Annotated in this window: 20 protein-coding genes; 7 read left to right on the forward strand and 13 right to left on the reverse strand. The window is 69.7% G+C overall.

The features are described from left to right. Position 1 precedes the first annotated feature (1 nt). The 4 genes from ABTY62_RS33300 to ABTY62_RS33315 are packed head-to-tail and all read right to left on the reverse strand — an operon-like array spanning position 2 to position 4438. Complete coding sequence (locus ABTY62_RS33300; RefSeq protein WP_352133143.1) at positions 2–1744, reverse strand: ABC transporter permease; 1743 nt, start codon at positions 1742–1744, stop codon at positions 2–4. 3 nt (positions 1745–1747) lie between these two features. Beyond that, positions 1748–2200 carry a type II 3-dehydroquinate dehydratase gene (locus tag ABTY62_RS33305; protein ID WP_352133144.1) on the reverse strand — a complete coding sequence of 151 codons (453 nt, stop codon included), beginning with the start codon at positions 2198–2200 and terminating at the stop codon, positions 1748–1750. Between the two features lies 1 nt (position 2201). Then, positions 2202–3407 (reverse strand): FAD-dependent monooxygenase, encoded by a 1206-nt coding sequence (locus tag ABTY62_RS33310; protein ID WP_352133145.1) that lies wholly within the window; start codon positions 3405–3407, stop codon positions 2202–2204. Further along, positions 3404–4438: a cupin domain-containing protein gene (locus ABTY62_RS33315; RefSeq protein WP_352133146.1), complete on the reverse strand. Its 1035-nt coding sequence runs from the start codon at positions 4436–4438 to the stop codon at positions 3404–3406. The genes ABTY62_RS33310 and ABTY62_RS33315 overlap by 4 nt, the downstream gene beginning before the upstream one ends. Before the next feature lie 357 nt (positions 4439–4795). Here ABTY62_RS33315 and ABTY62_RS33320 point away from each other — a divergent pair, with 357 nt between their 5' ends. Further along, on the forward strand, positions 4796–5797 hold the full coding sequence (locus ABTY62_RS33320) for a hypothetical protein (protein ID WP_352133147.1): 1002 nt from the start codon (positions 4796–4798) through the stop codon (positions 5795–5797). 22 nt (positions 5798–5819) lie between these two features. Here the strand turns inward: ABTY62_RS33320 and ABTY62_RS33325 are convergent, their stop codons facing one another. Both ABTY62_RS33325 and ABTY62_RS33330 read right to left on the reverse strand, forming a co-directional pair. Then, entirely contained in the window at positions 5820–7307 is a 1488-nt protein-coding gene (locus ABTY62_RS33325; protein WP_352133250.1) for an MFS transporter, read from the reverse strand. A 98-nt stretch (positions 7308–7405) separates the two neighbouring features. Then, positions 7406–8443 (reverse strand): zinc-dependent alcohol dehydrogenase, encoded by a 1038-nt coding sequence (locus ABTY62_RS33330; protein WP_352133148.1) that lies wholly within the window; start codon positions 8441–8443, stop codon positions 7406–7408. 119 nt (positions 8444–8562) lie between these two features. Between ABTY62_RS33330 and ABTY62_RS33335 the strand changes: the two genes are divergently transcribed. Next, positions 8563–9072, forward strand: a complete 510-nt coding sequence (locus tag ABTY62_RS33335; RefSeq protein WP_352133149.1) for a MarR family winged helix-turn-helix transcriptional regulator — start codon at positions 8563–8565, stop codon at positions 9070–9072. A gap of 128 nt (positions 9073–9200) precedes the next feature. On the opposite strand, the gene ABTY62_RS33340 is transcribed toward ABTY62_RS33335, so the two are convergent. The 3 genes from ABTY62_RS33340 to ABTY62_RS33350 are packed head-to-tail and all read right to left on the reverse strand — an operon-like array spanning position 9201 to position 11865. After that, a complete protein-coding gene (locus ABTY62_RS33340; protein WP_502997566.1) occupies positions 9201–9740 on the reverse strand; it encodes an NUDIX domain-containing protein in 540 nt (179 codons plus the stop codon). Positions 9741–9745: 5 nt separating this feature from the next. Beyond that, positions 9746–10564, reverse strand: coding sequence for a class I SAM-dependent methyltransferase (locus ABTY62_RS33345; RefSeq protein WP_352133151.1), 819 nt, complete (start codon positions 10562–10564; stop codon positions 9746–9748). Beyond that, a complete protein-coding gene (locus tag ABTY62_RS33350) occupies positions 10561–11865 on the reverse strand; it encodes a helix-turn-helix transcriptional regulator (RefSeq protein ID WP_352133251.1) in 1305 nt (434 codons plus the stop codon). Before ABTY62_RS33350 ends, ABTY62_RS33345 begins: the two co-directional genes overlap by 4 nt. Positions 11866–12125: 260 nt before the next feature. Here ABTY62_RS33350 and ABTY62_RS33355 point away from each other — a divergent pair, with 260 nt between their 5' ends. Continuing rightward, the gene (locus tag ABTY62_RS33355; RefSeq protein WP_352133152.1) at positions 12126–13220 is read left to right on the forward strand and encodes a radical SAM protein; all 1095 of its coding nucleotides are present in this window, start codon (positions 12126–12128) and stop codon (positions 13218–13220) included. A gap of 23 nt (positions 13221–13243) precedes the next feature. Continuing rightward, positions 13244–13789, forward strand: a complete 546-nt coding sequence (locus ABTY62_RS33360) for a class IV adenylate cyclase (protein ID WP_352133153.1) — start codon at positions 13244–13246, stop codon at positions 13787–13789. 205 nt (positions 13790–13994) lie between these two features. Here ABTY62_RS33360 and ABTY62_RS33365 read toward each other — a convergent pair whose 3' ends face one another. Both ABTY62_RS33365 and ABTY62_RS33370 read right to left on the reverse strand, forming a co-directional pair. Further along, positions 13995–14501: an NUDIX hydrolase gene (locus tag ABTY62_RS33365; RefSeq protein WP_352133154.1), complete on the reverse strand. Its 507-nt coding sequence runs from the start codon at positions 14499–14501 to the stop codon at positions 13995–13997. Beyond that, complete coding sequence (locus ABTY62_RS33370; RefSeq protein WP_352133155.1) at positions 14422–15120, reverse strand: TetR/AcrR family transcriptional regulator; 699 nt, start codon at positions 15118–15120, stop codon at positions 14422–14424. The genes ABTY62_RS33365 and ABTY62_RS33370 overlap by 80 nt, the downstream gene beginning before the upstream one ends. A gap of 52 nt (positions 15121–15172) precedes the next feature. Here ABTY62_RS33370 and ABTY62_RS33375 point away from each other — a divergent pair, with 52 nt between their 5' ends. After that, positions 15173–15724, forward strand: coding sequence for a GNAT family N-acetyltransferase (locus tag ABTY62_RS33375; RefSeq protein WP_352133156.1), 552 nt, complete (start codon positions 15173–15175; stop codon positions 15722–15724). Positions 15725–15835: 111 nt separating this feature from the next. Here ABTY62_RS33375 and ABTY62_RS33380 read toward each other — a convergent pair whose 3' ends face one another. Further along, a complete protein-coding gene (locus ABTY62_RS33380) occupies positions 15836–16798 on the reverse strand; it encodes a hypothetical protein (RefSeq protein ID WP_352133157.1) in 963 nt (320 codons plus the stop codon). A gap of 174 nt (positions 16799–16972) precedes the next feature. Here ABTY62_RS33380 and ABTY62_RS33385 point away from each other — a divergent pair, with 174 nt between their 5' ends. Both ABTY62_RS33385 and ABTY62_RS33390 read left to right on the forward strand, forming a co-directional pair. Then, complete coding sequence (locus ABTY62_RS33385) at positions 16973–18424, forward strand: hypothetical protein (protein ID WP_352133158.1); 1452 nt, start codon at positions 16973–16975, stop codon at positions 18422–18424. A 329-nt stretch (positions 18425–18753) separates the two neighbouring features. Then, positions 18754–18996 (forward strand): hypothetical protein, encoded by a 243-nt coding sequence (locus ABTY62_RS33390; RefSeq protein WP_352133159.1) that lies wholly within the window; start codon positions 18754–18756, stop codon positions 18994–18996. A gap of 47 nt (positions 18997–19043) precedes the next feature. Here ABTY62_RS33390 and ABTY62_RS33395 read toward each other — a convergent pair whose 3' ends face one another. Next, a complete protein-coding gene (locus tag ABTY62_RS33395) occupies positions 19044–19595 on the reverse strand; it encodes a hypothetical protein (RefSeq protein ID WP_352133160.1) in 552 nt (183 codons plus the stop codon). Between the last annotated feature and the right edge of the window lie 32 nt (positions 19596–19627).

A 19627-nucleotide genomic window follows, 5' to 3' on the forward strand; every position in this document is an offset into this window, starting at 1 on the left:
GTTACTTGACTCCTGTCGTGACGAGTCGGGGCGCCGACGGGACGGGGGTGTCGCGCGGGGCCCGGCGGGTGCGGTCGCGGGTTCGGCGCAGGGTGGTGGCGGCCGCCCCGAGGACGGTGGCGAGGGCGGCGGCGGAGCCGAGCACGAGCACGAACAGCGCGGCCGCCTGGGTGACCTGGCCCTGGACGTAGAGCTGGTACACGAGGACGGCGGCGGGTTGGTTGGCGGGGTTGGACAGCAGGACGGGAACCTCGAAGTTTCCCGCGATCTGGATCGCCGTGATCAGCCAGGCCGCCAGGCAGCTGGGCAGCACCAGCCGGGCGACGATCCCGAGCGCGGTGCGCAGCGGGCCGGCGCCGCTGACCCGGGCGGACTCCTCCAGTTCCCGCCCCACCTGGGCCAGGGCGGCGTCGACGGCCCTGCCCGCCACCGGGGTCGCGGAGACGACCAGACCGACCAGGACGATGGCGGCGGTGCCGAACAGGGCGCGCAGGAAGGGCACGGACAGGAAGGTCCACACCAGGGCGAGGCTCAGAATGATGCCCTGGACGGCCCAGGGCAGCCAGGTCGCCAGTTCCAGGCCCCGGCGCAGGCGTACCGGCGCGTGCCGGCCGACGACCGCGAGAAGCAGGGCGACGGCAACGGTCAAGGCGCCGCCGAACAAGGCGTACTGGGCGGTGTTGAGCAGCGCGGACGGCACCTGCGGATCGCTCAGCAGGGACCGGTAGTTGTCGAGGGAGAAGCGGTTGACGCCGAATACCGGCTGGAGTGATCCGAGCACGATCTGGGCGACGGGCAGGAGGAGGGCCAGCAGGGCGTACAGGGCGATCGCCGCGTTGCACAGCCAGGTGAGGCGGCCGATGTTCCAGGGTTCCGGCTTGGCTCCCTTGCCGCCGACCGTCGTGAACTGACGGCGGTCCAGCAGCCGCCACTTGAGGGCCACGAGCACCACGACCACGGCGATGAACACCATCGCGAGCGCGCTGGCCCCGGCGTAGTTCGGGGGGATCTCGTTGTTGGCGAAGTCGAAGATCTGGGTGGAGAAGACCCGGAACCCTGCCGGACGGCCGATGATCAAGGGAATGTCGAGGGCGATCAGGCCGATGACGAACCCGATGATGAACACGGACAGCACAGCGGGCGCCATGACCGGGACGGTGATGCGCCAGAACGTCCTGAGCCGTCCGGCCCCCGCGACCAGCGCGGCCTCTTCGAGTCTGCGGTCCATGGCCAGGAAGGGTCCGATGAGGACCAGGTAGCCGAGCGAGCACAGTTTGAGCGACAGGACGAACCACGAGCCGGTCGCGCCGCTGACGGACAGCGCGTCGGGCAGTCCCAGCGCGCGCAGTGCTTCGTTGATCAGCCCGAACCTCGGTGTTCCGAGCAGGTTCCAGGCGAGCGCGAAGAACAGCGGGGGCGTGGCCAGCACCACGGCCATGAGCGGGGTGACCAGCCGGCGCAGTGCCGCGGTGGTACGGGAGACGATCCACGCGAAGCCGACGGCCAGCGCGGTCGCGCTCAGGCCCGCGCAGACGGCGAGCAGTAGGGAGTTGCCGAGGGTGGCGTAGGTGGCGGAGTCGGAGAAGGCCGTGCGCAGCCCGGTGAGGCTGAAGGCGCCGGCCATCCCGGGTGGGGCGGTACGGAAGGCGCCGTAGACGGTCATCACCATGGGCACGATGTACAGCAGGGCGACGAGGGCCAGCAGGGCGAACAGTCCCGGGCGGCTCGGGTTCAGGGACTTCACGGCCTACTCCGGGGTGTCGCTGTGACGGAGGCAGAGCGCCTCCAGAGCGAGCCGGTAGCCGTTGCCGCCCGCGCCGGCCAGATAGACGTTCGCGACGGGCAGGAAGATGTCCGGTTCGGGCTCGGGGCCGTAGCGGTGCAGTTCGGACAGGTGCACCACGGCGACCGGGACGCCGGTGTCGACCAGGGCCGTGCGCAGCGACCAGCCGGCCCGGGTCAGTCCCGCGGGGTTGACGATGACTCCCGCGAGGCCCGGTTCGTCCTGCTGACCGTGCAGGAAGTCGATGAGGTCGCCTTCGTGGTTGGACTGGTGGTGCACGGTGGTGACGCCGAGACGGGCGGCGGCCGCGTCGGTGTCGGCCTGGATGTCGGCCAGGGTCCGTGTGCCGTACCGCTGGGGGTCGCGGCGGCCCAGCCGGTTGAGGTTGGGGCCATGGAGGACGGCGTAGCGTCGCATGTCATCTCCCGTAGGGGGTGAGGTGCGGGGGGATGGGGCGAGTCGGGGTGCCACCGCCCGTCCCGTAGAGCCAGTCGGTGTAGGCGTAGCGGTCCTCGATGCCCAAGCCGGACAGGAAGTGGTCGCGCAGCAGGGCGGCGGCTCCTCCGAAGTGGCAGAAGTCGCCGATGAAGCGGGTGTACTGCTGGATCGCGGAGGTACGCGGGTAGCGTGCTTCCTCGTAGGCGGCGAAGGCGGCTTCCGGGTCGCCGGGGGCGTCGGACAGGGCCTCGGCCAGGGCGAGGGCGTCTTCCAGCGCCTGGCAGGCTCCCTGGGCGAGGTACTGGTTCATGGGGTGGGCGGCGTCTCCGAGCAGGGTGATCCTGCCCAGCGTCCAACCGGGCAGCGGCTCGCGGTCGCACAGGGGCCAGCGCTTGGAGGTGTCCATCTCGGCCACGGCCGCGCGGATCCCGGCGGTGGCGCCGGCGAACTTCTCGGTGAGTTCCCGCGGAGTGCCCCAGGTCTCGCTCAGGGGAGCCCCGCGGGTGGACTTGAAGGAGGCGACGCGGTTCAGCATCGTGCCACCGCTGATCGGATACTGCATGTAGTGGATGCCGTCGCCCACATAGAGCATGACGGCGTCCTCGATGCCGTCCGGGCGCGGTCCGGGGCCGCGGTAGACGACGTATTCCGAGATCAGGGGCGGCTCGGCGTCGAGGAGTTGGGCGCGTACGGTGGAGCGCAGGCCATCGGCGGCCACGGCGGCGTCCGCGGTGAACGTGCTGCCGTCGGCGCAGTGAGCGGTGACCGATCCGGTGTCCTGGGAGATGCGGGTGATCTCCTTGCCGGGTATCGCGGTGACCAGGCCCGTGGCGCGGCATGCGGACAGCAGCGCGGTGAGCAGTTGACCGCGGTGCATGACGGCGTAGGGCGCGCCATAGCGTTGTTCGAAGGCCGTGCCGAAGGGGAGGGAGAAGATCTCCTCCCCGGTGGTGATGTCGTGCAGCGCCCAGCGGCGGGGCATGACGGCCTGTCCTGCCAGGGAGTCGATGACGCCCAGGTCCCGCAGGACGCGCCAGGCGTTGGGCCCGATCTGCAGTCCGGCACCGACCTCACCGAACTCGCTGTGGCGTTCGAGCACGGTGACGCGGATGCCGCGGCGGGCGCAGGCCAGCGCCGTGGTGATACCGCCGATGCCGCCGCCGGCGACGAGGATCTCCGTGCTCACGTCCGCTTCTCCTTGCGCTCCAGGCCGAAGGGTTCGAGCAGGGCGATATCGCTCATCTCGAACAGGATGGTGTCCGTTCCGGGGTCGGGGACGTGCTCGTACCAGGTCCACGCCGGCACGGCGAAGAAGTCCCGGTGCGACCACTCCAGGCGTCGGCCGCCGACGATGCTGTGCCCGCTGCCGCGCGCGACGCAGAAGACGCTGCTGGACACGTGCCGCTGCGGCGCGGTCGGTTCGGGCAGCCGGGCCAGGTAGCAGGCCATGGTGGGCAGCACGTGTCCGCCGGTCAGCGGATTGGTGTACTCGATCCTGACCCCGTCGTGCGGGTCCGGTCCTTCGGCGGCGAGTGCGTCCAGGGCGGCGAGGGCCGCGCCCCAGGTGTAGTTCATGATCGGCGAATGGGGGCGCGCCGGGCGGTCCGCGACGGGGGTGAACCCCGCGCCGTAACGTGCGGTGGAGTAGCCGTCGGGGCGGTGGAGGGGCTGAAGGCCGCCGCTGGGGTGGTCCTCGTAGAAGTTCGCCCGCATCTGTTTGACGAAGGGGACGTCGAGCCCGTCCAGCCACACCATCGGCTCGGCACCGGGGTGGCGGTGGTCGTGCCAGGTCTCGGCCGGGGTCAGCACGAGGTCACCGGGTTCCATCAGCACCGGTTCGCCCTCGACGGTGGTGTAGCCGGTGCCGGCGAGCATGAAGCGGATGGCACCGGGACTGTGCCGGTGTGCCGGTGCGGTCTCGCCCGGCAGGACCAGTTGGTAGCCGGCGACGAGCGTGTGCGTGGTGCCGAAGGCGCGGGTCGGGTTGTGCGCGTTGAGCGCCCGGCGGTCGGCCTCGTCGACGCCCAGTTCCATGACCTCTGTGGCCTGGTGGAGCAGCGGTTCCAGGTCGGCCCAGTGCCATACGTACGGCACCTCGGGCACGCTCGGTTCGGGATCGGTGGTGCCCGGGATGCGCCACAACGGGGCGACGTTCGCCTTCTTGAGCAGGTCGTAGTAGCCGGGCTCGGACGCGGTCGGCGGGGGAGACGAGTTCATCACGGCACTCCCTAGAAGTACCCAAAAGCGGATATTCAGTGGACGGAACTTCCGTGGGCACAACGACAACACGAGTGCGGGGGTGGGTCAAGGTTCCGGACAGAACTTTCCGTGTCCGCAAGGACCGTGGCCGCGGCGTTCCGGCACCTGAAAGTCACCGGCGCGATGCGCGGCCGACACCCGGTGCTCTGTATGGCTCCGCAGGTCAGCGACTTGGCGCAGGTTCGGTGCCGAGGGTGTAAGACTCGACCGCACACAGTGCGGCCGAGCTGTCCGAGCCGGGAATCCCCGGCGACCCCGAAGGCCGGAATCCACCGCCTTCAGGGGGAGGAGCAGTCAAATGGAGGAGCAGCCGAGATGAGAGCCGACTCCATGAGAGCCGACCGCCTCCGAAAGACCACCCTCGCCGTCGCCGCCCTGGCGCTCACCGCCACGGCCGCCCTGCTGACCTGGGCCCTCGCCCTGCGCGGGGGCGGCGGCGACCACGGAACCACCCCCGACGGCGGGCCGGCCGGCACCGACCTGGAGCGCCGGGTCGACGACTACACCGCCCGGTTCGGCGCGGACACCGGCTATCTGCCGCCTACGCGCTCCGACCGCCGGGGCGTCGCGCGCGCCGTCGGGCTCCTCCTGGACGGCCACCGTGCCGAGGCCGCGGAGCGGCTCGACGCCCTGGACTTCGACCTCCGTACGATCACCGACAGCGCCACCGGCCGGCGCTACGCCGAGATCGCCGACCGCACCGACGCCGGCCCCTCGCCCCGCGGCTGGGGGCGGGTGTACCTCGACCTCTCGGCCCCCGTGCGCTGGTCCGTCCAGGTGCCCCACCCGATCGCGGACGCCCGCACCGAACAGCTGGGCGTCGGCGTGCTGCGCGGCACCCCGGGCGGCGTCCTCGTGCTCGCGGGCGCCCACCGCGCCGCCGGCACCGGCGACGCCGCCGACGTCGCCCACCGGCGCGACACCGTCTTCGCCGCGGTCTGCGCCGAACTCGCCGGGCGCGGACTCCCCGGCATCCAGATCCACGGCTTCGCGGACGACACGGCGCCCGACTACGACGTGATCGCCTCGACCGGCCGCGCCACCCACCACAGCCGCACCGACGCCCGCGCCCTCGCGAACGCCCTCCGCGCCCGCGACTTCACGGTCTGCCGCGCCTGGGTCCGCTCCTGCCCCCTGGAGGGCCGCACCAACGAACAGGGCCGCAACGCCGCGGAGGAGGACAGCCCCTTCCTCCACGTCGAGTTCGCCAACGCGGTCCGCACCGACCGCCGGGAGGCCGCCCGCGCCGTCGCGGCGGTGAACGTGGTGACCGCCCGCTGGTCGAAGCGGACCCCCGAGCCGGGCGCGGCCGGCTGACCGGCCGCGCCCCGGACGGGCGTTACGACGTGGCCCCCAGGGCCTCCGCCGACTCGGCCGGCCCCGCGGCCGCCGCGGGCGCCGCCTGCCCGGCGGCGGCCCGCCGGCGCGGCAGGAAGGAGGCGAGCGCGAAGGCGAGCAGGGCGGCACCGGCGCCGATGGCCATGACCACCTTGAATCCGTTCTCGGAGGTCAGGGCGTGGCCGTGGAAGTCGGTGGTCATCTGGGCGAGGACGACGCCGGCGACGGCGCTGGCGAACGAGGTGCCCAGGGAGCGCATCAGGGCGTTGAGGCTGTTGGCGGCGGCGGTCTCGGAAGCCGGGACGGCGCCCATGATCAGGGCGGGCAGCGCGCCGTAGGTGAAGCCGACGCCGCCGCCGATCACGCAGGACACCAGGATCAGGTGCCAGACCTCGGACATCAGCACGATGTTCAGGCCGTAGCCGGCGGCCACGATCAGCGCGCCGATCATCAGCGTCACCTTCGGGCCCCTGGCCCTCGTGATGGCGGCGGAGACCGGGGCCATGGCCATCATGACCAGGCCCTGCGGGGCCAGGACCAGACCGGCGGTGAGCATGGACGTGCCGAGGCCGTAGCCGGTCTGCTCGGGCAGCTGGAGCAGCTGCGGCAGGACCAGGGACATCGCGAACATCGAGAAGCCGAGCGCGACCGAGGCGAGGTTGGTGAACAGCACCTGGCGGCGGGCGGTGGTGCGCAGATCGACCAGCGGCTGCCGGGCCCGCAGCTCGTACGCTCCCCAGGCGAGCAGGACGACGACGGCGGCGGCGAACAGACCGAGGGTGGTGGCGCTGGTCCAGCCCCAGTCGGCGCCCTTGGAGACGGCCAGGAGGAGGGACACAAGACCGGCCGACAGGCCGAGGGAGCCGAGCAGGTCGAAGCGTCCGCCGGTGCGCACCTTCGACTCGGGCACGATGGCCCCGACGAGCGCGAGGGCGACGGCCGCGAGGGCGGCCGAGGCCCAGAACAGGGCGTGCCAGTCGAAGCGGTCGGCGATGAACGCGGCGGTGGGCAGGCCGAGGGCGCCGCCGACGCCGAGGGAGGCGCTCATCAGCGCGGTGGACCCGGCCAGCCGCTCGGGTGGCAGCTCGTCGCGCATGATGCTGATGCCGAGCGGGACGACGGCGGCCGCCAGGCCCTGGAGGGCGCGTCCGACGATCATCGGGACCAGGGACTCGCTCAGCGCGCAGACGACCGATCCGGACGCCAGCAGCACGAGGCTGAACAGCAGCAGGCGGCGCTTGCCGAACATGTCGCCGAGGCGGCCGACGACCGGAGTGGCGACGGCGGCGGCGAGCAGCGTGGCGGTGACCGCCCAGGTGGCGTCCGAGGGCGAGGCGTCGAGGTACGTCGGCAGCTCGGGGACGATCGGGATCACCAGGGTCTGCATCAGCGAGACGACGATTCCGGCGAGGGCCAGCACCGCCACCACGGCGTTCGGCCTGGGCGGGGCGGAGCCCCCGGCGGGGGGTCGGGTGAGGGCGTCGGACATGGCGGGGGCCTCCAGGGGACGGAAAGACAGATGAGTTGAGGCGCGCGCGGCGCGCCACATGGCGACGAGCGGCGGCAGAAGCCGGACGTCCGCCGTGCTCACGGCTCGAAGGTGACGACGACCTTCTCCGCGGCCCCCGGCGTCATGGCGAGTTCGAAGGCCCGCTCGACCTCGGAGAACGGCACGCGGTGGCTGATGAGCCTCGCGAAGCGCTCCTGGTGTTCGACGAGTTCTGGCGTCACCTCGAAGATCTCGGTGGGGTAGCCCTGGGAGGCGATCAAGGTCAACTCGCTGCGCAGCATGCCGCCGAGATCGACGGCGTCGGACTTCTTCTGCACGGCCACCATGACCAGCTTGGCGCCCCACTTGGCCGATTCGACGGTGGTGTTGAAGACGGCGGGGGCGCCGGCCGCGTCGATGTAGATGTCGGTGCCCGCCCGCGGCTGGCCGAGCGCGTTGGCCGCCGGGCCGTGCAGTTCGGTCAGACGGGCGGTGACGTCCTCGGCGGCGGAGTCGATGACGGCGTCGGCGCCGACGGCCAGCGCCGTACGGAGGCGCTCGGGAATGACGTCGGCGACCACCACGTGCTCGACGCCGCGCAGCTTCAGCCAGATGGTGGCGCCAAGACCGATGGGTCCGGCGCCGAACACGACGACCTTGTCGGCCGGCTTCGCCTCGGAGCGGTTGACGCAGTGGCGGGCCACCGCCATGGGCTCGTTGAGCGCGGCGACGTCGAAGGGCACGGTGTCGGGGAAGACGGTGACGCTCCTGCCGACGACGGCGTCCTCGATGAGCAGATACTCGCTCATGCCGCCCAGCGCGCCGCCGCAGCCGATGATCCCCGAGGGCGCGCCCTGCGGATTGACGACCACGCGGTCGCCCGCCTTCAGGCCCTTGACCTCGGCGCCGACCTCGACGACCTCACCCGCCGGCTCATGGCCGAGCGGCAGGGGGACCATCGACCCGCCGGGGCCGAAGGGGACTCCGCCCAGGTGGAGAAAGTGGGTGTCGGTGCCGCAGATGCCGCAGGCGCGGATCCGTACCAGGGCGTCCTTGGGGCCGGGGGAGGGCCGTTCGGCGTCGACGACGTCGATCTTGTTCTGCTCGCCGGTCCGGACGGACTTCATCGTGGTCATGGCGGGGCTCTCTCCTTCTGGCTGACTTGCTTGACTCAGGCAAGCATGAAGGAGTTACTTGAGTCAAGCAACCTTTTTGATGTTGCTTGACTCAGGCAATCATCTGTTACGGTGGTGCCATGTCCACACCGTCATCCCCAGCGGCACCCGACTCGACGGACCTGATCGAGATCGAGCGCGCCCTGACGCGCATCACCTACCTGGCCGGCCGGGCCCGGCAGCACGAGCGCCTGATGGCCCTGGCCGGACTGTCCCTGGACCGGGCCGCCGTGGCGATCCTGCGGCACATCGCCGAGAGCGAGCCGCTGCGCCCGGGGGTGCTGGCGGTCCGGCTGTCCGTGGAGGCCTCCCATGTCACCCGGCAGCTGGCGCAGTTGGAGAAGGCCGGCTACGTGATCCGCGTCCCGGACCCGGACGACCGCCGCGCCCAGCGCGTCCAGCTCACCGACGCCGGCCTGGCCGCGGTCGAGCGCATCCGGGAGGCCAGCCGCCGCGGCATGGCGATGGCCCTGGCCGACTGGTCGGCGGAGGACCTGGGCCGGCTCGCCGGGCTCTTCCACCGCCTGGCCGACGACTTCGTCACCCACGCCGAGGCGGATGTCGAGGTCCCGCGGCCGGCCTCATCCTGACAGGCCGCCCCAGCACGGGCGGCGCCGCTTCCTGCACCTGCCTGCGCAGCACCAGGACGTGATCGTCGCGGACGATGACCGCGGCCGCGATCCCCGGTTCCGGTTCGGCGGGCTGCTGTGCCATGCGCTCAGCGCCAACCGTCGAGGGTGACTTGCGGGCCGCCGCTGAGGTAGCGGGCGAGAACGTCGGCAGTTGCCGATGCGAACTCGAACTCGTCCGCGAGGGTGTCGGTCTCTACCCAGCGGACCTGGGCATGCTTTCCGGGCTCCGTGTTGACCGGTTCGCCGGTCCATTCGTGGGTGGCGAAGACGACCGTGAGGAAGCCGGTGGGGGCTTCGACGCCCCAGGCGCCATGGATGATGTGGGCGACGCGGAGCGACTTGGGGTCGACGACCAGGCCGGTTTCCTCGCGTAGCTCCCGGACGGCGGTTTCGGTGATGGGTTCGCCGGGGTCGCTCTTGCCCACGGGGAGGTCCCACAGCCCTTGGGCGAACTTGGCGTTGGGGCCGCGCTGGAGGAGGACGACGCGGCGGTTCTCCTCGTCATGGACGATCGCACCGGCTGCGAGGAGCGTCATCGACTCGGTGGCGGGCTTGAGCGCGCGAGGCTTGTTGCCGGTGTGCTGGTCAGCCACGGCTGTCCCTTCGTCGGCACGGTTGACCGCCACCAGCGCTACGGCCGGCAGGCCAGGATGCCGCCGAGGCAGGTGATCGTGAATGAGCCGTTGGCGGCGATGTCGGCGGTCACCAGATCACGGGCACGGGCCACGGTTTCCTGGAAGGGGACGCCACACTGCTCGGCCCAGGCCTCGTAGGAGGCCAGGTGGGCCACGACCGGAGCGGGGTCGGTGACCTCGATGGTCCCGGGCAGTTCCCGCACGCGGATGTCGCTGAAGGCGTCTCCGAGGAACTCGGGGGCCTTCTCCAGCGAGAAGCGGGAGCTGAGGGAGACCCGGGCCGGCCCCTCCGGGACGCCGAGGACATCACCGGCTGCGCGCTGCCACAGTTCGTCCAGTTCCCCCTTGTCGGTGGCGCTGTTGGTCGAGGCGACGCAGATGCCACCCGGTCGCAGCACCCGGGCCAGTTCCTGGACCGTGGCCGGGATGTCGGTCACGTGGTAGAGCATGTGCAGGGCCAGCACGGCGTCGGCGGTGTCGTCGGCGAAGGGCAGGACCTGGGCATCGGCTACGAGGACGGGTTTGTCGACGTCGGTGAGGATGCCGGCAGAGATGTCCGTGCCCACCGTGAGCAGGTCGGGGCGGTCCTTGTGGAGGCGGCTGACGAATTTGCCGTTGCCGCAGCCGATGTCGAGGACGGTTCCCTTGGTGTCGGTGAGCTCGTGCACGACGATTCCCGGCAGGTCGTACTGGGGCTGCTGCCAGTAGTAGATGGACTGCCGCGCGGTCAGGTGACGTCCATCCGAGTAGGCGCTGTGGGCGAGGATGTTCCGGTCGGCTACCGCCGCGTCCTGCTGTTCGGTGTTGGTCGTCACGTGGCCGACTCCGTGGGGTTGGTGAGTGAGGGACGAGTGCAGGCTTCCCTGACAGTCTCGCGAAGGCCCATAACCATCGGCGAGCGTGCGTAGACAGGTTCGGCCAGGCGGGCGCTCAGCGCGTGGAGCCGCTTGGAGATGCTGGCGGTACGACGGTCGGGTGTGACTCCGAGCACGACGGTCAGTGCGTCGTGGACGCCGTCGATGTCCCCGTTGACCAGGTGGGCGGTGGCGAGGTCCAGGCGGGCGGCTTGGAGGTCGCCAGAGGAGCGGTCCTCTTCTGGGGCCGACTCGTACAGGGTGATGGCGCGCGAGGACGCTTCGATGGCACGGCCCAGGTGGGGGAGGCTGTTGATGGCCAGCAGAGTGGTGCCGGCATAGGCCCACTGCTTGGCGTCGGGGAAGGTGAACACTCCCGGCAGTTCGGATTCCCCGGAGTGAGCGTGACGTGCGTCCGCTGCGGCTTCGACTGCTCGTAGCGCCCGCTCAGTGTCTCCGATCGCCGCCGCGGCGCGGGCTTCGAGGCTCAGTAGACGGGCTGCGATGGTGCCGACGATGGCGTAGGGCAATCCGGACCTGGCCAGATCAGCCGCCTGGCGGTAGTTCTGCTGCCAGTAGGCGATCAGAGACTGGACCGACCGGACCCACGCCCTCAGTCCGTTGTCGCCCGCTGACTCGGCGCATCGCCAGGCCGTGCGGGAATGGGTCGCGGCTGCGGCGTACTGGCCGAGGTCGAGGGCCACGTGGGTCGCCAGACCGCAAAGGCGTCCGGCTGCCAGGTATAGGTGGGCAGTCTGGTGCGGGCGCTGGCGTCCGCGCAGCAAATCGAACACTGCTCGCCGGAGCGTGCTGATGTCTTGGAAAACGTCTGTCAGGGGCTTGCTCACGTAGTCCTTGGCCAGGCGGACGATATCGGCATCGAGCTGTTCCAACAGAGTGCTGTCGACATTCGACGTACTGGCGAAGTGAAGGAACAGAGCTGATTCGCTCGAATCCGCCGCAACCGCTTCGACGATCAGGCCGGTATCGCGTACGCCCTGGGGCCGCCCCGCAGCAGGGGCGTGACCGCTCGATTGCGCGGGAACCGCTGGCTCCCCCTGCGGTGGCGACAGCAGCACGGCGAGCTGATCGAGAGACGTTCGTAGCGCCTTGGCGAGTTTGGGGCGCATCCACGGCTGCGGGGTGGCTCGGCCGCTTTCCCAGCGGCCGATGGTGGTGCGGTCGACCCCGAGGGCTTCGGCCAGTGACTCCTGGGTGTGCCGACTGCCTCCCTCCGCTGAGTGAACTCGTGCCTTCTGGATGCCATCAGCGTCCTTCCCCCGGTATCCAGCACTTTTACGTGGCTAACGAGCCAGGTCACGCCCAGGTTTGCGCCATGGATGCCTCAATGCCACGTCAATTCTTCTCTGGTTTCGGCCGATCGGAAGGGGTTCTGTGGAGATCTGGCCGGGCACGAGGGCTCGGCCTGACCTGGGCTGCTGAAAGGTCAACACACTCATCCTCGCGATCAGCCACGGCCACAACAGCTGGTGTCGCGTCTCCCACGAAGGAGCTGCACGTCGTGTTTGAGCACCGCGCTCTGAGAGGCCTCAGCGATCGCGTCCCGGTCCGGGTCACTATGGATGGCACTCTGAGGGTCAAGGTCATCGATGCCTGCGGCATGACCTGCACCTTCTGCCATAACGAGGGCACCCCCGTGGCCGCCGACAACCACGCGCAGTATGCCGGCGAATTCGGCGCCGCCGGCCGTTCGGGACACATTTCCATCTACCTCGCGACCAACGGAGCACGCTTCGTGGCCGCTCCAGTCTTCCCCGATGACACGTTCCGGGCGGCCTTGCGGGGGCTGCGTGACGCCCTGGGCTTCGAGGAGGTTCACCTCACGGGAGGTGAGCCGACCCTGCACCCCGAACTCGCCGCGATTGTGGGCCTGGCCAGGGAGGAGGGATATAACGTGGGAGTCACCTCCAACGGTGAGAACGGCGTCAGGATCCTTCCTGGCTGCGCGAAGGCAGGGCTGAACCGCGTCAACTTCTCGATCTTCGGCACGACGCCGGAGGAGCTGGCACAGGTGCAGAACGTCCGGTACCGGTCCGCCTCGCTGGCGACGCGCAAGATCCAAGCCTTGGAGCGATCGATCCAGGTGGCGACCGAGGAGGGGATCGACGCGAGCGCCAACGTGGTCGTGCCCGACCGCACCCATGTCGCGCGTGTGCACCGGCTGCTGGCTCGGTACTCCCCGCTGGTCTCGTTAAGGGTTCTGTCCTCGCTGGCGGACGGTGACAACTCTCTGGACGCCATCGACCAGCTTCTCAGCGATCTTGATGCGGAACCTCAGGAGGTTCACTTCATCGCCGGCACCTCTGGGTTCCGTATCTCGTACCGGCTGCCCAGCGGGCGCGTGATCAAGGTCAAGCACATCCGGCCGCTGCGCCTGCCGGAGACCTGCGCGAGCTGCCGCTTCAACAACCCGACCGACTGCCAGGAGGGCTACTACGGGGTTCGTCTCTACCGCGATCCCAAGGGGACCTTCCAAGTAGGGGTCTGCATCCAGCGCATGGACCTGTGTCTGCCCATGGACCAGTTCCTGGACAGCGCCGTGTGCGGCGAGATCAGCAAGATGCGCGAGCAGGAGTTCCACGACCTGAGCGCTTAGCCCGTCATATCCGAAGGAGAATCGTGGCGCAGAACGAGTACGAGGCCAAGTTCCTGAAGATCGACGTGGAGGCCACTATCGGCGCACTGCGTGCCGCCGGGGCCCAGCAGGTCTTCCCCAAGACCATGTTCACCCGCCTGATCTTCGAGAACGACACTGTGCAAGGTGAACAGTGGCTGCGGCTGAGGGACGAGGGCGGCAAGACGACGCTCACCCTGAAGCAGGTCACCGACGCCACACACATCAACGGGACCACCGAGATCGAGATCGAGGTCGACGACCTCACCATGACTGCGGAGCTGCTCACAGCGCTTGGTTTGAGGCAGGTCCGCTACCAGCAGAACTACCGTGAGGAATGGCAGCTGGACGGCGTCACCTATGACTTCGACACGTGGCCCGAGCTGCCCACCTTCCTGGAGATCGAGGGCGCTTCCGAGCGGGCTGTGAGGGACGCGGTGGCGTCCCTCGGTCTGGACTACGACCAGGCCCGTTTCGGCAGCATCGATCTGATCTACAAGAGCGAACTGGGACGTGACATCCTCTCGGAGCCGACGCTCCTCTTCGGATAATGGAGCCCCGGACACGGTGAAACACGCGTCAGGTCGTTGTCCGGATGGTCGACGGCCAGGGCCTCCCAGCGGGGCTCACCCATCGTGAATGTCCGCGTGCTGGAGGTCCACCACGGCTGATGTCATGCGTCCCAGTCAACCAACTGCGTGGTCGGACGCAGGGCTGTATCACGACCACAGACAGCCCTCACACCGCGCAGATGCCCTATTCCGGATCGGTGTCCTCGTTGAAATCGCCCAAATGTACAGGGGCTCGATCACGGTCGGCGGTTGCCAGCACCTCGGGCAGGAGAGAGGCCATCTTCTTCGGGCGGACGAACTCCGCGGTAGTGGCCAGTTCCGGTATCGACCACCAGCGGTGCCCGTAACGGGCCTCCTCCGTCCGAATGTTCATCCCGCGAGCCTCATCAGGAGTGACGCGAGCTAGACGGTATTCCTCGTACTGGTCGAAGACTTGGCCGTCGACACTGAAGATCGCCTGCCGGGTCCAGACGACGGGACTCAGCCGCCCCATGGGAAGAGGCAGTGCCGTCTCCTCCCAGACTTCACGCACGGCAGCCTGGAGATAGTTCTCGCCTTCCTCGACAGCACCGCCGACGGTGAACCACCATCGTGCCCCTGGCCTGCGCGGATCACGGCCGCACAGGAGGAGTAGGCGGTTGTCTCCGTCCAGCAGGAGAACGCGGGAAGTCCACCGCTTCGTCAGCGTCATGAACGCTCATGCTATCTGCGACGTTTTGCCGGCTCTTGGCATTCAGGTCGGCCAGGTAGCCGTCCAGGAGCTCGACCTGACGCTGAGGCGGGAACGCCGCCGGGTCGAACAGGGCCTGGACCACCAGGCCGAGAACGAAGGACTGGGCGCCGGCCGCGATGTGCGCGGGGTTGCCCGGGGGCAGCTCGCCGAGCTCCTGGGCCGCGGCGACCCGCTCGCTCAGCCTGTCGCGGCTCTGGGCGTACTTGCGGGCGTAGTCGGTGCTCAGGGCGGGGTCGGAGAGCGCGGCGTCCCAGGAGGAGACCCAGATCCGGTTGGAGTCGGTGGCCTCGGGGGTCAGCGGCAGGATGTCGAGCAGCGCGTCCCTGAGGGCGGCCAGACCCTGGCCCGACTGGCGGCGGGGGCGGGAGATGGTGCGCTGTTCGAGGAGGTCGAGGGCGTACTCCACCAAGGCGTGCTTGGTGGGGAAGTAGTGCGTCAGCAGGCCGGTGGTCGCGCTGAGTTCGGCGGCGACGGCGCGCAGGGTCAGGCCGGCGAAGCCGCGTGTGGCCATCACCTTCCAGACGGCTTCGGAGACATCGCGTCGGCGGGCCTCGTGATCTCCCTTGGTGCGTGGCATGCCGCCACGCTACATTGCCGTAACGCCTGTTATGTGATTGAGGAGGCCGCTCATGTTCTCGTTGTCGCTGTCCGACGGTGCTCGCCTCGGACCGCTGGAGGTCTGGCATGCCGAGGAGTTCGCCGACCATCTGGATCGGGCTCGCGAGCACATTCGCCCCTGGGTCGGACCCGCGTTCGTCACCGGCGATGTGGACGGTGCGCGGGCCACGCTCAAGCGGTACGCCGAACGCCAGGCCGGTGACGGTGCCCGCCTGTACGGCATCTGGCGGGGTGGAGTGCTGCTCGGCGGCGTGATGTTCACCGACTTCGACGCCGCATTCGGTTCATGTGAGATCGGCTGCTGGCTGGAGCCGTCCGCTGAGGGCCACGGTCTGATCACGCAGGCGTGCGGCGCGCTGTTGGACTGGGCGCTCACGTCCCGGGGGCTGCACCGGGCCGAGTGGCACTGCCGGGCCGACAACGACCGAAGCGCGGCGGTGGCCAAGCGGCTCGGTATGACGCTGGAGGGCGTGCGACGCGAGGCATGGCCGTACGAGGGCGTGCGCTACGACAAGCAGATCTGGGCGGTCCTCGCTCCCGAATGGCGAGCCCTGAGCCGGTGAAGCCGGCCGGTGGCGGGGCCGCCGCGGTCGCCACCGGCTGAACCCGGCAGCCCGTTTTTGCCGCACGAGGCGGCCGCTGGCTTGGGCAACGGCAAGGACTCCAGGACGAAGCTACGCCGTCGGCGGCTCGGGGATGCGCCAGGTGATGCGGAACCGCTGGTCCGGCGGAAGCCCGAATCTGCCCACTGGGCCGATCTCCTTGATGAGGTAGCCGAAGATCTGATGGTGGGCCTCCTCGGAGAGTTCATGCCAGGTCTCCGGGGTCGCGGTCATGACCTCCCGCATCAAGGACACGTCGGATTCGGCGCGCAGCATCTCGATGCGGTCCTCACGGTTCATCGTCTCGTCGGCATGCATGGCGCTGATCGACCGCTGAAGGAGGTTCGGCTCGACGGCCAGCCGCCGGAGAATCCGGTCGCAGCCGTGGCGGAAGGCCGTATGCATTTCGACAGCTTCCTGGTCCGGATAGCGGTAGCCGAAGGGGCTGCCCTCCTCGGCGCCCAGGTAGTCGCCCTTCAGGGTTCGCAGGAGAACACGCAGAGCAAACTCGGCACCGTTCTCCTCGATGAGGCGGACACCGACCTGCACCCAATCGTCCTCTGAGATCACAGGCTCGTGCGGCACCGCGAGCGAGGGGGCGATCTCAATGGCATTGAACGGGTTGATCATCACGGCGACGACCGCCTCAGCGGTCCACTGCCCGTCATCCGTGCCCCATCCCTGTGACAGCGCCAGTTCCCGGGCCGACTTCATGCCACCCGGTTCTCCCTCCCGCACTGCGCGCCACAAGGGCAGGAACCGCGCCACCTCGGCCGTCGGGTTCCGGGGCGGATCGACGCAGGCGGCGGCGAGTACCGCCACGATCGACTGCACGGTCTCCCAGCGCGGGACGTTCAGGCCCTTGAGGGTCGTACGGACGCCCTCATGGCTGACGACCGCCGGGTGGTCGCCTTCAGCGATCAGGGTGCTCACCTTTCGCATGCCGGGGCGGCCCGCCGCCCGGTGGAGTTCTTCCAGGGCGCGTACCAGCTCCTGGTGGGCTTCGTTCGGAAGAGAGACGGTGCCGGTGGTCACGAAACGACAGAACCCTTCGGCCCTTCAGGTGGCGGCCCGGATGGCCGTCAGATAGTGCCAAGAGCGTAGAAGTCGCAGGCAAAGTGCCACATGCCAGATTTCGCCAACTTCCCCGTCCCGGGCGTCAAACGATGACAAGCAATCGGAGAAGGCCCCGAGCATGGAGACAGCGTCGTGAGCGAACCGGCGCCGTTTCCCGAGGAGTTGCCCCCCGTGCACATCCCTAAATATGCCTATGCCGTGATCCGGTCCGCACTGCCGGCTGTCCCCACCTCCCGCCAGGTGGGGGCGCTGGATTGCTGCCTCTGCGACAAGCCCTTTGAGGATCGGCCGCCCGTACCACTCGGGCCGACTCCCGAGTCGGGACTGTTCGGCTGCCATCCCTGTCTGACCCGGTTGGTCGCCCGGGCGCGGCGGGCCCGTGACGCCGCGCTGACCCAGGACGCCGAGCGGGCCCGAACGGAGTCCGCGGCCTGGCTGCCGGTGCGTGAGCGGCATCTCGCCCGGCTCCACAGTGCGCGGCAGGCCGCGGAGGCCGTGGCCGGGCTGACCCGGGACGGTGACACCGAGCCGCTGCGGGTCGCCTGGCTGCTGGTCTCGCTGGAGTCGGCGTACGCCTGGGTCCAGGAGGCGCCGGAGCCACCAACCTCTGCGGAGCGCGAGGACCCAGAGCTGAGGGACGAGGCGTTCCGGCTCGACCTGGCGATGATCACAGCGCGGGAGGCGGTGGCGGAGCGGCTCGCCTATCACCTCATCAACGAGGCGCAGCCCGAAGAACCGGAGATGTGCGAGGAGCTCGAGTGCCTGGAAGGCTGCTCGGGACGCCATGACTCCTCACACATCGACTGCGGACCGGACGCCGTCTTCGAGGATCTGGCGAAGCACGGAATCACCGTGGAGCGGCCGGAGCCCGAACCCCTGTCGCCTCGGCTCGCGGCTCTCTTGGGAAGGGCCGAGGCCGAGGAGAAGCACTCGCTGCTCACGGGCATCGAGGAGCAGGCGCCCGTTGTCCTGGCGTATTTCGGCATCGACACCGACGACACGGATGCCCTGGTGAGCGCGGCGGCGGTCGGGCTGGTGGCCGACGCCTGGCGCGAGGGGCCGCTGGACGCGATCCACGCGGCCGACGACGGGCCGAGCGACGGGGAGATCTTCGCGCAGAGCGTCGATCTGTACCGCAGGGCCCGCGCCGCGCTGGTGGCCGCGCGGGACGACGGGCCTGAGGTGCTGCTCGCGTTCGTGGCCGTCGCCTCGGACGTGAACCTTCCGTGGGCCGGCGGTTCGCGCTTCGCGCTGCGGACGGTGTCCGAATCCGTGGCGGAGCTTGTCCAGCACGTCGACGACCGGGTCTGGTTCACCGCGGAAGTGATGCGTGAGCAGGGCTGGCGCGCGGGGCTGCTGCACAGAGCCACTTCGGCCGCGTTCAAGGTTCCTGTCCACTTCGGTATGCCGGGCTGGCCCGGCGCTGTCGCCTCGGCAATGGAGCGTCTCGCCGTGCTGGACAGGTCGGGCGCACCCGAGGCGCTGACAGACCTCGCGGCGGTGGAAGCCGCGTTGCTCGAAGCGCCCGACCGGCTGGGAGCAGACGTCCTCGACTGGATCTCCCGCCAGGCCCTACTCGGCTAGCGCGCCACCCGGGCCCGCTCGTTCGCTGCCGGGCCCGGGGTCGGGAACCCCCTTGCACCAGGGCATACCTTCATTGCATCCGGCTCGCGGAGAGTCGGTGGGCGGCATTTTCCTGCGGGCCCCGGCACCCGAGGAAGCCGCACATGGGCGTGGTTCCACCCGACTCCGCACACTCACATCAGCGGCTCACCAGGAATGTGACCTGAAGTGCCGGCCGGGGTGGCGCGAGGTGTCGACATGCCCAGAAGCACTGGCAAAATACTGGCCCGCACCCCTGTGCAGCGGCCCGAGCGCTGCGGGGCGGCCCAGCAGAAGGTAGAGGCCGCCCGGTGAAGTGGGACGAAGTGACCCTCGTCATTCTCGCCGCTTTCGGCTGCGTCACGCTACTGCTGGCGCAGATCAGCGAGGTGCTCTCAAAGCTGCCACACATCATCCGTGCGTGGCGGCAGGTCCGGCACGAACTGCGCGCCGGCACCGATCCCGGCTCCCGGGATCACTCAACAAGGGGCACCGCCCCGGGCACCCCTGCGGTCGACCCGAGCGATGGGGACCGTACATCCAGAGAGCCATGACGAGGGCGGGACCCGAAGGCCCCGCCCAAACCGCGAGAAACTCCAGGTCAGGGCCAGACCAGGCAGTACGGCTGGTGCCCCGCCTCGTGCAGCCGGTGGGAGAAGTCCTGCCACTCGTGCAGCAGCCGGTAGACCGTGAAGGCGTCGCGGGGGCCGCCGCGGTCGGGGACGGTGGACCAGATGAAGGCGGCGGCGCCGACCGCCTCCTCGCCGACGCCGCGGAGCGGGTCGACGGCGGTCATGGGGAGCTTGACGACGGCGTAGTCGGGGTGGAGGACGACGAGTTCGAGTGGCGGCACCTTGTGGAGGGGGACGCCCTCGATGCCGGTGAGGACCATCGCGGCCACGGTCTCCGGCTTGATCTTGGTGAACATGCCATGACCGAGCTCGTCGCCGCCGAGCTCCTCGGGGCGCATGGAAATGGGGACCCGCGCGGCGGTCGCGCCGTCGGGCGCGCCGAAGTACTTGTAGGTCACCCCCATACGACCGCTCCCGCCCCTGTGCGCCCCGCTTGTGTCCCCGCGCCTATGGCGTCCGGGGCGGGCGCGCTCGGGACCTCGGTCGTCGGTCCCTTCACCGAGTTCGCCACCGCGATGCATATCTCCACCCGACCACTCGCGGCTACCTGCCG

The organism is Streptomyces sp. NPDC097640, from assembly GCF_040302705.1.
GTDB lineage: Bacteria > Actinomycetota > Actinomycetes > Streptomycetales > Streptomycetaceae > Streptomyces.